Origin of the sequence: Neobacillus sp. NPDC058068 (assembly GCF_042885335.1) — a bacterium.
Taxonomy (GTDB): Bacteria; Bacillota; Bacilli; order Bacillales; family Cytobacillaceae; genus Neobacillus.
Genome location: NZ_JBHVSI010000006.1, coordinates 12,911 through 26,636, shown reverse-complemented (window position 1 = coordinate 26,636; position 13,726 = coordinate 12,911). Strand labels below are relative to the sequence as shown.

Below are 13,726 nucleotides of genomic sequence, written 5' to 3'. Positions count from 1 at the left end.
GGTTCACCGTAACACAATTTGCATTTTTGAGCTAAAACTCACTCCCTTTTAAATAAGATGTCTTGTCCTTAATCGAGTAACCAGCAAAAGTAAAATAAGCGGAGATTTTCCGGTTAGATGCAGAATGGAGCTCGTTTCGGGGTAAATAAGAGGAGGTTTTCCGATTAAGCAAAGCTAAATCTCCCATTTTTGAATTTTTCGAGGCAGTAGGCGGAATCTCTCCGTCTATTTAAGCCTTTTTTAATAAAAATTACTCATTAAGCGAAATTTTTCCGTCTATTTATCAGCTCGGGTGCTTAACCTGATCCCCCAACCGATAAGTGCGGCCCCTCTTGATCCTAGATGCAGGAATCAGCAGCTTTTAAAGATCAATAAAATTGGTACTCAAAACGGCATTGCAAATGACAGAAGTTTTGACCCTCTTTTTTAATTGTACAATACTTATTGTCCATCATAATAATGATGTCAATTACTATGTCAAAGTTAATGGAATTTCACAGAAACCTTGATAAATAAAGAAATGACGTATGCCAATTCATACGTCATTTCTTGTGTCATTTATTAAGAAAGCACCCGAAAACGGAACCCTTTATCCGAGTGTGAAAGGCGTCTTTTATTCTCCAATAGAGAAGGCATGAATCCGATTAAACCGCTCGCCATTCCCCCCCGTTACGACACCGACAAACAATGATTTTTCTCCTGTATCCGGCTTCGTGTAGAGGAAAATCCCTTCCGGTTCACGAAAATTGGACTCGTTCACCAACCCGTCGATTCCAGCAGTCATATGTTTTTGATAAACGACTCCTCCTGTAATCGTATTAAATACGGTGACAAAATCTTTAAACCTTGTTTCATCCGTATCTCCTGTCCGCCAGTATAAATAATCGCCATCAAGTGAAAAGCCTTGTAAATAATATAAATTCTTTGGGACGATAGTGGTGGACAGCTTTGTATCGCCGCCGCTTAGTACATCGGTCAAGCTGTAAACATCCACACTCGTCTTCGTTCCAGATCTTTGCCTGACAGCAAGTGTTTTGTTAATCGGATCAACTGCAGCGGCAATTTGAATCGAAGCGGAAGGGTCAATCAGCTTCGAAAAATTTTTAAGAGCATGTGACGACGGATTGTAGACCGCCCCCGCCTTATATTTGAAGCGCACAAGATCATGCCCTGTGACCGTCCCGTCCTCAGCTATTTTGTTATAAGAACTCCATACGTAGACAGAGTCGCCGTCAACCTCGACACCGATATTGGTTCCATGGCCGCCATACTTTAACGTCATACTGTCAAGCATCTTTCCGTCCATCGTACAGCGCGTAATCACAAACGACTCTGCCTCCTCGGGGGCACGTCCGCTTTCCACTTGCGAGACATAAATTTGCTGATGGACGTCATCAACCGCGAACGACTGCATCACCGTTTTATCAGCCAGCTGAAGAGTGATCGTGTGGTCCGCTTTATTTTTTAACAATAGACGCTCCTCGGGATGCTGCTCAGGAGGAGGAGTATCGGTTGTGCTGTTATCTGGTGTATGGTCATTTGTTGGATTGTTTTCGCGATAATGGGTATCTGACGGGTTGATTTTTGTCGTCTCGCTTTTTACAGCGAAATCTTTAAGGAAGAAAAAGAAGGCGGCAGCGGCGATCGCCGTAATGACGAAGTTCCAAATTCGCTTCTGGGTTTTCTTGGCTTTGAACCTGTCACGCCGATTTAATGATGTCATCCTAATCCCCTCTTTCATGATGGTGTTCGGAAGAAAAACGTACATACGGCAATTATACAGAGGGAAGCGGACAAGGGGAATATATTTAATAGTAAATTAATGATTAAAATGGCTAACGGTGGCAAAATTCAAACATAGTCATATTTAGGCAATTTTTATGTTAATATGGGATGAAAAGCTATTTATAATAAGATAATAGAAGTACATTCATATCTACAATAAGGAGTTAATATGAGCAGTTCGGTTTCGTTTAAAAATGTCACAAAAAAATATAAAATGTATAAAAAAACTTCCGATAAACTACTGGATTTGGCGTTGCCGGGTGGCTACGGGAAGGATTTTTATGCGTTGCAAAATATTAGTTTTGAAGCGGAGCATGGCGATAGTATCGGAATTATCGGTGTTAATGGTGCCGGGAAATCAACGATGTCCAATTTAATCTCCGGGGTTATCCCCCCAACTTCAGGTTCAATTGAGATTCAGGGAGAAGCCGCGCTGATTTCAATCGGAGCGGGGCTTAATAATCAGCTGACAGGCCGTGAGAATATCGAGCTGAAGTGCTTGATGCTTGGCTTTAAAAAGCAAGAAATTCAAGCGTTAATCCCGGAAATCATTGATTTTGCCGAAATTGGCGATTTTATTGACCAGCCTGTGAAAAAATACTCCAGCGGGATGAAATCTCGACTTGGCTTCGCCATTTCCGTTAATATCGATCCCGATATTTTAATTATTGACGAGGCCCTTTCCGTCGGCGATAAGATTTTCGCCGAAAAATGTTTGGACAAGATGAACAGCTTTAAAGAAAAAGGCAAGACGATTTTCTTTATCAGCCACTCGATTGGCCAGGTGAAAGAATTCTGCCAAAAAGCGCTTTGGCTCGAGGCAGGGGAGGTCAAGGCGTACGGCCCGGTTGAAGAAGTCATCCCCATGTACAAACAATTTATTCGAGAATTCCGGAAGCTGTCAAAGGAAGAAAAGAAACAATTCCATCAGAAAGTAATGGAAAAAAGAAGCGGCAAACTGAGGACGGCCGAAACTAGCGGTAAGCCTAAGGGGAAGCGATTGGGGATTTTTAATCGTTAGTCGGGGCCGGATAATTTACAAAAAATGACCCCAGCTGGGAAAGCCGGGGTCATTTTTTGTACTATTTTAGTTCCAGTTGAGCTTTCAATTCGCTTTGAACTCTTTGCTTTTCTTCGTCAGATACTAATCCGTAATAGATTTTGTTAATCTTTTTCCCTGTTTCTTTGATTTCCATCTGTTGGATGTTAGAACCTGCTTCTTTGTAATTCTTTTGAAGGTCCATTAAATCATCGAAAGCAATGTTTGTTTTTACATTTTTTCCAAGAGCAGCGAAAATGCCTGAGTAGTTCTTAAGGCTTGATACGCTTGCGCCCTCTTTAATAACACCTTGAATGATTTGACGCTGTCTGCCTTGGCGGCCGAAGTCACCATTAGGGTCTTGTTTTCTCATTCTCGTATAGGCTAACGCCTCTGTACCGTCTAGTTTTAATTCACCCTTGGCAAAATGGATTTTATCTTGCGTAAATTCTAAAGTATTTTGAACCTTGATTCCGCCAACAGCATCAACAATATCCTTAAAGCCTTCCATATTTACCTTCATATAATAGTCGATCGGAATATCAAGGAAGTTTTCAACCGTATCCATCGCCATTGGCACACCGCCAAAAGCATAGGCATGGTTAATTTTATCCTCTGTGCCTTTTCCAACGATTCCGGTGCGTGTGTCACGCGGAATGCTTAGCATCTTCACTGATTTATTGTTAGGATTAACGGCCAAGACAATCATCGTATCTGAACGGCCCTTATCGCCTTGTCGTTCATCGACACCAAGCATTAATACGGTAAATGGATCTTTATTCTTAAAAGAAACCTCAGTAGCCCGCTTGTCAGACTTCCGGTCAATCTGCTCATGCATCGTATTCGCTGCATTTTTAAACGATTTATATACTGTATAGGCATATGCCCCCGCCCCAATGAGCAGGACAAGAAGAATAATACTAGTAACCTTTAACCATTTTCTCTTTTTCTTATGTTGAGATCTCATATGATTAAACCTCCAAGAATTTTACATTTTTTTCGCACTCATGATATAGATTAACAAAAAAACTGGTAAATTGATAGAAAAAAATTGTGGAATTTTTCCGCAGTGCCGTCGAATGCTGACGATTAGTGCAAAGCGTAGCTTAAAAGAATAGGAGAGAAGAGGTAGGAAGGTGGGAATTTACCCTCGGCTTTTTTAGATTTACTCTCAGCTTTTTGGATTTTACTCTCGACTTTTGGATTTACCCGCGACTTTTCACAGTTTACCCGCCCAAATAACCGATTTTCTCACCAGTTCACACAATTCACCCGCATCCACCAGCCCAATCATCCAAAAAAGCCAGTCCCCGCACTTTGGGGACTGGCTAAGGTAATTGTTATTTGTGGTGCCTGACACCAAAGCGAATAGAAGCCATTCGACAAAATTCACAAAATTTCCACAACATTCAAATGGAAGTGTATTTACAATCGACACCGAATCTAGTAGAATATGAAACTAATATAACAGGAAGGAGGATTTTGGGAATTGGAACGGAAATCTGAAAAGGAAAGCAGCTCGAATGTCATAGAATTCTCAGAAATCGTAAAAAAGGCATATGACAAGGGCTTAAATGAGCAAGAACTAACGTTAGAAAAATTAATGGAAGATTTAAAAGAGGATTTGAAGAGTCTAGTAATAGGCTAATTTTATATACAATACATAAGGCTGCCGGAGGAGATCCCGGTGGCCTTTTTTGGCGTTAGTTGCGGTTGCCGTTAGCCTTTATTGGAGCCCGTTCTCCAGTTTTCAAAATCATATCGGTCCTTTAACCAGGCATCTTCCGCCCCACTCCACAAAAAAGCATGGATAACAATCAGTCACTCTTGTATACTACTGGTATAAGTTTACATTCAGGGAGGGATTTACATGTCAAATGAGTTGGGCAGTTTATTTGGGTTGTTTGCACTTGTTCCAATCTTGCTGTATTTGTTAATTCTCGGATTTAGTATTTGGTTTATCGTCCGCACTATCAGGTTCATGAATGAAAAGACGATGTTAGATAAAGCAAGAAATGAGAAGCTGGATGCGTTGATTAAAGTGATGCAGGAGAAATCGGGGGAATAAGCCATGCCGAGTCCTTTGGAGCGGAAGTAGCTGCGATCGAAAAATAAGAAACTTTTCATGGTTTGTTCATAGTTTCTTCATCTTTTCCAGTTAAAATAAAAGCGTGGAAAGAAGTCGCTCTTTCTTCTTCTCATAACCCCTTTAAAAAATATTTTTATTGTGCATCCGGCCATTGTGCCGGATATTTTTTTGTTTAGTGAGTGATTACTATGCTGAAATTACTCATTAAAAAAACAACAGCTGATGACACTAAGTCGTGGAGAAAAAGCCAAATAACAGCTTAATGGCATATGTTTTATCGATAAAATTAACAGGTTAAACAACTATACAATTAGTAAATAAAAACCACTTCGATAATTCCAAGTGGTTTTAACATTGAAGTGTAGGTTGTTTAACTAAATCCCAGGTAGTTCAACCAGGATTATTTCTTTTTAGATTTAAAATACCCAATGCTAATAATAGTACCAATAATTACTGCGAACCATATATACCATTCCATATGATTTCCTCCTAAACTGACGAAACATCAATATGATATTTCATAAATATCAGCAACATTGCGGAAAACAGCCATATACTAAGAGTTATGCACTTTACACCAGAATATTCCAAATGAATATTCATTACACTGCAAAAATGGAAGGAGTTAACATGACCCTCTAGCAGGTGAAAACTATTTTAGAAGGAGTTTCCGTTAGCAACTTAAATAATGGTGACCGAGGGAGCATGGTCACAATAAGTGGTTAATTGTTCCCGAGAGAGTGGGAAAATAGAGAGGACGGTCACAATAAGTGGTTAATTGTGACCGAGTTTGCAGCAAAAACAGCAGTATCTTACTACTAAATGAAGATTTTGGGTCTTCCAGTTCGATTCGCTAATAAAACTTGAAATTCGCTAATAAACGATTGGAATTCGCTAATAAAACTGCATATTCGCTAATAAACTCGAAAAATCCGCTAATAAAACCTAGAGAGTGGGTATATACCTATTGATGTTTTGCTCATAGCGAGGAGAATCTACCACTTTTCGGGAATATCGACCGCCTTTTTGAATTTACCGGTCCCTATTACCAAAATACGGGTCCCTTTCTACAAAATCCCGACCCCTTTCTACAAAACACCGGGAACGTCCCAAAAACAAAAAAATACAACTGCTCCCCAGCAGTTGCATGGTTAAAATAATAATCCTAACGAGACGAATCGCCGGTACCGCTCCCATCCCCAATCTCGTCCACCGCCGCACCCGCAACCGCCACGGCTCTTCGCTGTTCCCCAGCATAGAACCGATAAAGATTCCGTCCGCCATCCTTCGCCTCGTACAGGGCGTGGTCTGCGGCCGAAATTAACGCTGTTTGCGAGGCGCCGTCCTGGGGATAGAGGCTGATTCCGATTGAGCAGGTGGTTTCAAACGAATGGTCTTGTATTGTCCACGGTGTCTGCAGCGCAGCCAATAGCCGATCGGCTAAACGAATAATTTCCTCATTGGAAGACAGCTCCGTGACGATAATCGCGAATTCATCGCCGCCGAGGCGAAACAAGGTAGCGGATGCTGGCAGCATGGCTTGAATCCGGCCGACAAATTGCTTGAGCAATTCATCGCCGACATCGTGGCCCATCGAATCGTTGACGCATTTAAAGCGGTCGCAGTCGAGATAGAGCAAGGCGAAGCGCAGGTTTTCTTCCTTTGCCGTCTCCATTGCTGCCGCTAAGCGCAAATAGAAAGAGCGGCGATTGTCAGCACCTGTTAACGGATCATAGAAGGCGAGTTCAATGAGCTTTTGCTCATATTGCTTTTTTTCAGAGATGTCGCGGGTAATCGCCGCGAAACCGTTAACCGTACCGTCCGCATCTCTTAATGGCGAAACCGAGACCTCGACATCAAGGAAAGAGCCGTCTTTTCGTAAAAAGGAACCTTCCCAGTGGTTAATCGAGTTGCCGGCAAGCAAGGTATCCCTCAACCGCAGTTCCATATCGTGCAGTTCAGCGGGGATAATTGGCAGCGGCTTTCCGATTAGCTCCGCTTTCTTCCAGCCGTACATTTGTTCAAAGGCCGGATTGATGTAGGTAAGCACTCCGTCCACTGTTGTAATATTAATCGCATCAGATGTATGGGTAAAGATGGATGACAGCTGCTGATTAGTTGCATCCAGTGAAGATTGCAGCCTGTCCGTTTTCTTTTGAAAAAATCGTCCTAGCAAAAAGGTAACAACCAGAAGGATAAAGATGATAACCAGATAATAATAATGGAATACATACATGATTTGCAGAGTTCCTCCTGTGTATCGTCAGGTATTAGCATCTATTGTAGGCATCATTTTACAATTCTGCAAGATGATGGCCGCGAAAAGGCGATAATCGAGGTTGAACAGGATGAAAAGCTAGGTCTTATGTTCATCTACATTTAATTTCCAACTCTTTCATAGTAGTAATCTCAAAAAACAAATACATTTTATTACAGAATCATTTAAAATATAGACATGAACCTATACTTGCCTAAAGGAAGGAAATGCACATATGACTTCAATAAAGGTGATAGTAGCCGATGATCATCAAGAATCCATAGACATCATGAAACATTTACTTACAAGTTTACCTGAGTTTCAATTAATCGGACAATGTGCGAATGGGGAGCAGCTCGTTGAGGAGGTCATTGTCAAGAAGCCTGACCTTGTGCTGACCGCGATTAAAATAGCAAAGAAAAATGGGCTAGAGGCGATGAAGGAGTGTCTTTCTTTTTTGCCTATGATTAAAGTGATCTTTATTACCGGCTTTGATGAATATGCAATTGATGCATTTGAAATGGCTGCCGTTGATTACCTCGTCAAGCCGGTGGAGGAGGAGAGGTTAGCGCAAGCGTTGGAGAAAGCGAAAAACATCATCGAGTTTGAACGGGAGAAAATGGGGAATAGCCTTAAGCAGCAGCAAAAAATTCTGCAGCTGAGGGACCAAACGGCGACCCTGTTTATTCCGCTCGATGAGATCCTCTTTATCGAAAAGGTAGGGAAGAAGTGTCTTGTGTATACCGAAAAGGAGATCTATGATACGTCCGAAACGATGGCGCGAATCCTCACTCGTCTCGATGACACCTTTTTCCATGCGCACCGGTCCTATATCATTAATTTAGAAAAGATTTCGCAAATCACCCCGCAAAAGGAAAGCTTTATCGTTCATTTTAAGGACTATGACCAATTGGCAAAAATCTCGAAATTGAAAATTAACGAAATCAGAAAACTTATCTAGCGTTTACCGCCACCATCTCCCATCGAAATATATTCAAAGAACCATCCCTGCCAATAAAGGCGGTGTGATTAGTGTAAGGGTTCACTTCGTTCATTGCCTAAGAATGTATATTACAAGTTAAAATTGTCTATAGTAATTTGCGGCGCTCCGCCCCTTAACACGCTGTCATCATGAGGTAGTTGTTCTTTTTGCTCAAGGGCCATTAATAAGTTTAATAATTCGTCTAACTGTTGACAGCACTCAATCGCTTGCGAGGAAGTGGGACCATATTTATCTGCCAATTCAAACAGTTCATTTCGATAGTTTTCAATCATCATTAATAAATAGGTCATTTGGAGTCGCTCCTTTTAATAGATAGGTATATAATACCATTTATGAAATGGTTTTTATAGCAAAAGTTCTCAGATGCGGGAAATCATGGTTGAAAGGGGGAGAAGGTGGCTTGGACAATCCCTGCCTGTTAGAAAAAGGAGAGAGTTAGATGTTTGATTCCAGTCCGTATACAAATGTGCTTGCGGCCGCATCGATCCTGATTGCGATGATGGCTTCGTTTGCCACGCTGTTGATGCTCATCAAATACAGACAATATGTAAAAAAGGCAGAGTTCGATTTAGTCGACACGATCCGCCGTCAGCAAGGGATGACGTTAAAGTATATCAAGCAGGGCGACCATTACATACATACGTTAATGGAAGGTCAATTACTTGAAAAAATGGGTCTTACCCCGGCGATGGTAACGGGGAAAAATCTCCATCAGTTTTATTCGAAAGAGGATGCGAATCGGATAGAGCAGGCCTATTCAAGGGCCTGGAATGGCGAAATCAGCGATTACGAAGCCCAGCTAAACGGGGTGGATTATTATGTGATGTTAAGTCCAGTGAAGAAAAAGGGGAAAGTCGTCGAGGTCATCGGTTCTGGTGTCGACATTACCGCACGCAAACGAACGGAGCAAATCCACGAGGAGTCGCTGGCGTTAAAAAGGGCGCTGATTAATAGTTTGGAGATTGGCATGGTTGTGACGGATTGTGACATGAAAATCATCTCGATCAATCACAGGTGCTGCCAATTGTTTCGAATAAATATGCCGATTGCAGAGATTGTTGGCAAAGATCTTTTTGAACTGCTTCATTTCTATTTTCAAGAACATGTGGAGGACCAGCAGGAGGTTAACAAGATCATAGCAAACAGACAGCCGGTCGTAAATGAGATGGACCGGTTTGGAGAGCAAGTTTTTAAAAGGAGCTATTTTCCCTTTTATATTGATGATGAACTTAAGGGGCATATATGGGCACTTGAGGACATTAGCGAACGCCGGGCGATGGAAAGGGGCATCATCGAAACAAAGGAAGAAGCGGTCAAGTCCAATCAAGCGAAATCGGTGTTTTTGTCGCGGATGAGTCATGAGTTGCGTACGCCATTAAACGCGATCCTTGGCTTTTCGCAATTGCTGGAACTAGAGAAGACGCTTACCGCGAAGCAGCGGCAGTTTGTCGATCAAATTGTAAGAGGTGGCACCCATCTATTGACGTTAATTAATGACGTCTTGGATTTAGAGGCGATCGAGGCGGGTAAGATGAAAATGGAAACGGAGACGATTCGGATCGATACCGTTATCGATGTATGTGTTCGCTTTATTTCTCCGCTTGCCGATAGTAAAGGGATTCGCATCGTAATCGAACAAACCGCCGCAGATGATTGTTACGTATTCGCGGATCGGTTTAAGTTGCAGCAAGTATTCTTAAACCTGCTGGATAATGCGATTAAATATAACCGGGTAAAGGGAACGGTGGCAATTCACTGGGACGTAAAGGATGGTTTCCTGTTTGTCCATGTTGTCGATAGCGGTCGAGGAATACCCTTATCCGAGCAAGGACAGATCTTTGAACCGTTTTACCGAAGCGGCCATCAGCAAGTTGAAGGAACAGGCATCGGTCTTGCGCTTGTCGGGCAATTGATTCAATTAATGGGGGGCACCGTCGCTGTTGAGAGCCGGATGGGAGTAGGAAGTGACTTTTGCATCAGCCTCCCGCTCGTGAAAGCTCCGGGGGCAAGCAGACTGCGACTACTTGAAAAAAAGGCGCCGGTCCAGCTCCAAGACAACGAATTTACGATTTTGTATATTGAGGACAATTTATCAAATATGCAATTAATCCAAGAAATCCTCGGCACGATCCCAGGGATTGGCTTCCTCTCTGCTGCGACCGGGGCTGAGGGAATCGAGCTGGCCTTCGTCCAGCGACCGGATTTAATCCTATTAGATATCAACCTTCCTGATCTCAATGGCTGTGAAGTGTTTGACAGGATCAAAGCAAATCCTGCCTGCGAACAAACGCCGATCATTGCCTTAAGCGCCAACGCCATTCAAGACGAAATCGATCGGGTACTGGCGAAAGGGTTTACGGAATATATTTGTAAGCCGGTTGATATTCCTGCCTTTTTGAGCGTTGTTGCGAAACATTTACGATAATCAGTCGCCGCCAGAATTTGTTGGCGGCGCTTTTTTGTTTGCTCCTTTTGGATACCTTTTTGTTGGATTTTGGTGCGGGGCGGGCTCCAATAAGCTCTATTGGATACCAATTCCTCGGATTTTTAGGCGGGACGGGGCTCCAATAAGCTCTATTGGATACCAATTCCTCGGATTTTTAGGCAGGACGGGTTCCAATAAGCTCGATAGGATACCAATTCCTCGGATTTTTTTGGCAGGACGGTCTCCAATAAGCTCGATGGGATACCAATTCCTCGAATTTTTGGGGCGGTACGGTCTCCAATAAGCTCGATAGGATACCAATTCCTCGAATTTTTAGGCAGGACGGGTTCCAATAAGCTCGATAGGATACCAATTCCTCGAATTTTTAGGCAGGACGGACTCCAATAAGCTTCATTGGATACATTTTCGTTGGATTTTTCGGTAAGACCGCCCATCCGTGACAATGTACCTAAGTGATTTTCCTCACACGTTGCGAAATGTCTCATTTTATGTCGTATTCTGTCAGTTTTAATAGTTAATAAGTCTATTTTCCTGTCTGTTATGCCCCGCCGCGGTTAGACACTTGAGCGGCGATTGGCTATATTTGGGATGTACAGGGAATTAAGGGAGTCTTTTCCTAAGTACCCCTGTACACCAATTAGAGGGATTAGCACGATTTTTATGGATGCCATGGCCCTCGTTATGACGGAGGGGGATTATCGTGATCCAGAAGGCTGTTATTTTCCTGCTATCTTTGGGTGTTCTATGGATGGTTCTCTATGGGGAATCCTGGCTGAAAGAAGAAGTGGTGGATGCGGTTGAAATCGTCGAAGAGATCGAAACTGACATTCTATCCGAGTATAAAGTTACATCCGAAGAAAATGGGTTAGAACCGGCAGCAGAGGGTAAACTAAAGGTTGTATCCGCTGGTGGAAATACGAAACACACCGCTGATTCTGAGCTAGATGGAAAAGACGAACATAACCGAATTATTGTCACTATTGAATCGTTTTGGGATTATTTTGGTGAAAGAATCAAGAATCACAATTAAACGTCTCAAGGACTTAATATAAATCCTTTAAAAATAAAAATCTCCACTAGTTTTGAAAGTAACCAGGTTCAAATGCTAGAAAAGTCACGATTACATGTGTAAGATTACACCACGATACAAGTTAAGCTGATATATCGGCGATTTTGCAAGTTTATCGGCGAATTTACGATTTTATCGGCGAATCACACCGCTTTATCGGGGAATTTTCAAATTTATCGGCGAATCCAACAATACAGCAACAAACTCAAAAAAAATCCTCTAAAAGAAATCACGGATTGGTTAGGAGCGTGGGTCAAATTAGCGATGTTCTGATTCAAAATATTGAACATGTTTATCAACCAATGTGGAATGTAGATGCGATGAGTATTTTTGGCTATGAAGCGTTGCTGCGGTTTCCGGACGGATATGGCGATGGCAATATTGAGCAGGTCTTCGCTGCGGCACGAACAGATGGGACGTTATACGAGCTGGACACAAGATCATTCGCTCAGGCGATCAGCCGGTTTCCGTTAAATAAATTAGCGGAGGGGCTATTGTTTCTCAATCTTTATCCGTCGACATTGCTTCATCCTCATTTTCCTTTTTTCATGAATCAGTTAGTAAAAACATATCCTTTCGTTTGCGGGCGGGTAGTTATTGAATTAAATGAAACGAAAGAGGAAGAATCCTGCTGGGAGCTTCCGGAGTTTAAGAAAAGAATCTTGTTAGTCAAAGACCTCGGCTTTGCCATCGCACTTGATGATGTTGGCACAGGGGCTACGGGGTTACAAAAAATAATTGAGTTTTCCCCTAATTATATTAAGTTGGATCGCTACTTTTCCGTCGGATTATCGTCGTCAACGGAAAAACAGCAAATGGTAGCGCTGTTGATTCAATACGCACAATACAAAATGGGCGTGATCTTAGAAGGAATTGAGGAGGAAGACGATTTAGCTGCGGCTATCAACATCGATGTGCCGATTATTCAGGGATACCTGTTAGGCAAACCGAAAAAGATGACTGCCCAGACCGTGTTTCGGAAATATCAGACATCGCTTAAAACCCAACATCCTGCTCATACTTTTCGCCCCGAAATAGGTGTAAAATAAGGGGGCAGCGGCATTAAACGAAAAAGTGAGTGGTATGATGAAGAATCTGAAAGTGATCATTGTCGATGACGACCTTTCATCGAAAACACTGCTAGGCCACTATATTCAGTTATTTCCTGGATATGTGCTGGCAGGGGAGGCGTCGAGCGGTGAAGAGCTGATTGAGCTTGTGAACAAGAAGAAGCCAGATATTGTGTTAGTGGACATTAATATGCCTGGTATCAATGGCATCGAGGCAGCACAGCTGTGTAAGAAAATGGTTCCGGCACTTCAGGTCATCTTTACGACGGGTTATGATGAGTTTGCGGTGGAGGCGTTTAATCTCTCGGCAGTCGATTATATTGTCAAACCAATCGAAAAGGTCCGGCTGTTAATTGCCTTAGAAAAGGCAAAGATTGGTCTGCAATTGCACAAGCGATTGGAAGCGAAGCAGGGAGCGGCCGCTCTCAATAAGCTGACGATTAAGTCGAATCAAGCGTTTCTTTATCTTGCCATGGACGATATCGTCTATGTCGAAAAAGAAGGAAGAAAGTCGATCATCCATTTGGAAGCGGAGCAGGTGGAAACAGCTGATTCCCTTCAGGATATTGCAAAACGCTTGCCAAAATACTTTTATCGAACCCACCGCTCGTACCTCGTAAACCTCAGGAAAATCGTCAAAATTGAAGCGTACGGTGAAACCTATCTCGCCCATTTTGCCGATTCGGAAAAAATCGCTCATATTTCCAAATTACAAATTCAAACCGTCAACCGGCTAATGGGGAAATGACCAATGAGGCGGGGAGCCTACTCTATTTAGGTCTTTCGTTAGGCTGTCTAACTTGCTTGTTCGTTTGTAAATATGTGAAATTTTTACCATTCTTTAATTTCCCCTTCAAAAATCTTACAAATGGGTGTTTAATAGAGTAAGTGAAATTAAATTTGACAAATTACAGTAAAAGCTGACAAATTGTGATATAATACCTATGTTTTGTAGTGATAAAATTAGG

The 13,726-nt window shown here is 42.3% G+C and carries 12 protein-coding genes; 8 read left to right on the top strand and 4 right to left on the bottom strand.

Translation table 11 applies throughout. The annotated features are described in order from the left end of the window. Nucleotides 1–613: 613 nt before the first annotated feature. Complete coding sequence (locus tag ACFVSW_RS08645; RefSeq protein ID WP_387314703.1) at nucleotides 614–1,723, bottom strand: phage baseplate protein; 1,110 nt, start codon at nucleotides 1,721–1,723, stop codon at nucleotides 614–616. 231 nt (nucleotides 1,724–1,954) lie between these two features. Between ACFVSW_RS08645 and tagH the strand changes: the two genes are divergently transcribed. Beyond that, complete coding sequence (tagH, locus tag ACFVSW_RS08640) at nucleotides 1,955–2,806, top strand: teichoic acids export ABC transporter ATP-binding subunit TagH (protein ID WP_387314701.1); 852 nt, start codon at nucleotides 1,955–1,957, stop codon at nucleotides 2,804–2,806. 61 nt (nucleotides 2,807–2,867) lie between these two features. Here tagH and tagU read toward each other — a convergent pair whose 3' ends face one another. Next, the gene (tagU, locus tag ACFVSW_RS08635) at nucleotides 2,868–3,791 is read right to left on the bottom strand and encodes a polyisoprenyl-teichoic acid--peptidoglycan teichoic acid transferase TagU (RefSeq protein WP_387314699.1); all 924 of its coding nucleotides are present in this window, start codon (nucleotides 3,789–3,791) and stop codon (nucleotides 2,868–2,870) included. Between the two features lie 522 nt (nucleotides 3,792–4,313). On the opposite strand from tagU, the gene ACFVSW_RS08630 reads away from it, so the two are divergent. Together ACFVSW_RS08630 and ACFVSW_RS08625 are read left to right on the top strand one after the other, a co-directional pair. After that, complete coding sequence (locus tag ACFVSW_RS08630) at nucleotides 4,314–4,472, top strand: YwzD family small protein (protein ID WP_387314696.1); 159 nt, start codon at nucleotides 4,314–4,316, stop codon at nucleotides 4,470–4,472. Between the two features lie 222 nt (nucleotides 4,473–4,694). Beyond that, nucleotides 4,695–4,892, top strand: a complete 198-nt coding sequence (locus ACFVSW_RS08625; protein ID WP_387314693.1) for a hypothetical protein — start codon at nucleotides 4,695–4,697, stop codon at nucleotides 4,890–4,892. Between the two features lie 1,186 nt (nucleotides 4,893–6,078). On the opposite strand, the gene ACFVSW_RS08620 is transcribed toward ACFVSW_RS08625, so the two are convergent. After that, nucleotides 6,079–7,149: a diguanylate cyclase domain-containing protein gene (locus ACFVSW_RS08620; protein WP_387314691.1), complete on the bottom strand. Its 1,071-nt coding sequence runs from the start codon at nucleotides 7,147–7,149 to the stop codon at nucleotides 6,079–6,081. Between the two features lie 256 nt (nucleotides 7,150–7,405). Between ACFVSW_RS08620 and ACFVSW_RS08615 the strand changes: the two genes are divergently transcribed. Further along, complete coding sequence (locus ACFVSW_RS08615) at nucleotides 7,406–8,131, top strand: LytR/AlgR family response regulator transcription factor (protein ID WP_387314689.1); 726 nt, start codon at nucleotides 7,406–7,408, stop codon at nucleotides 8,129–8,131. A 110-nt stretch (nucleotides 8,132–8,241) separates the two neighbouring features. On the opposite strand, the gene ACFVSW_RS08610 is transcribed toward ACFVSW_RS08615, so the two are convergent. Beyond that, entirely contained in the window at nucleotides 8,242–8,463 is a 222-nt protein-coding gene (locus ACFVSW_RS08610; RefSeq protein WP_387314687.1) for an aspartyl-phosphate phosphatase Spo0E family protein, read from the bottom strand. A gap of 149 nt (nucleotides 8,464–8,612) precedes the next feature. Here ACFVSW_RS08610 and ACFVSW_RS08605 point away from each other — a divergent pair, with 149 nt between their 5' ends. The 4 genes from ACFVSW_RS08605 (at nucleotide 8,613) to ACFVSW_RS08590 (ending at nucleotide 13,506) form a co-directional block, all read left to right on the top strand. Beyond that, complete coding sequence (locus ACFVSW_RS08605) at nucleotides 8,613–10,598, top strand: PAS domain-containing hybrid sensor histidine kinase/response regulator (RefSeq protein WP_387314684.1); 1,986 nt, start codon at nucleotides 8,613–8,615, stop codon at nucleotides 10,596–10,598. A 721-nt stretch (nucleotides 10,599–11,319) separates the two neighbouring features. Beyond that, a complete protein-coding gene (locus tag ACFVSW_RS08600; RefSeq protein ID WP_387314682.1) occupies nucleotides 11,320–11,649 on the top strand; it encodes a hypothetical protein in 330 nt (109 codons plus the stop codon). Between the two features lie 287 nt (nucleotides 11,650–11,936). Next, a complete protein-coding gene (locus tag ACFVSW_RS08595) occupies nucleotides 11,937–12,737 on the top strand; it encodes an EAL domain-containing protein (RefSeq protein ID WP_387314679.1) in 801 nt (266 codons plus the stop codon). A gap of 37 nt (nucleotides 12,738–12,774) precedes the next feature. Next, on the top strand, nucleotides 12,775–13,506 hold the full coding sequence (locus ACFVSW_RS08590; protein WP_387314677.1) for a LytR/AlgR family response regulator transcription factor: 732 nt from the start codon (nucleotides 12,775–12,777) through the stop codon (nucleotides 13,504–13,506). The last annotated feature ends 220 nt before the right edge of the window (nucleotides 13,507–13,726 follow it).

Coding starts and splice junctions, on each gene's coding strand:
- ACFVSW_RS08645 (WP_387314703.1), bottom strand. CDS start 1,723: ATGACATCATTAAATCGGCGTGACAGGTTCAAAGCCAAGAAAACCCAG.
- tagH (WP_387314701.1), top strand. CDS start 1,955: ATGAGCAGTTCGGTTTCGTTTAAAAATGTCACAAAAAAATATAAAATG.
- tagU (WP_387314699.1), bottom strand. CDS start 3,791: ATGAGATCTCAACATAAGAAAAAGAGAAAATGGTTAAAGGTTACTAGT.
- ACFVSW_RS08625 (WP_387314693.1), top strand. CDS start 4,695: ATGTCAAATGAGTTGGGCAGTTTATTTGGGTTGTTTGCACTTGTTCCA.
- ACFVSW_RS08620 (WP_387314691.1), bottom strand. CDS start 7,149: ATGTATGTATTCCATTATTATTATCTGGTTATCATCTTTATCCTTCTG.
- ACFVSW_RS08615 (WP_387314689.1), top strand. CDS start 7,406: ATGACTTCAATAAAGGTGATAGTAGCCGATGATCATCAAGAATCCATA.
- ACFVSW_RS08610 (WP_387314687.1), bottom strand. CDS start 8,463: ATGACCTATTTATTAATGATGATTGAAAACTATCGAAATGAACTGTTT.
- ACFVSW_RS08605 (WP_387314684.1), top strand. CDS start 8,613: ATGTTTGATTCCAGTCCGTATACAAATGTGCTTGCGGCCGCATCGATC.
- ACFVSW_RS08590 (WP_387314677.1), top strand. CDS start 12,775: ATGAAGAATCTGAAAGTGATCATTGTCGATGACGACCTTTCATCGAAA.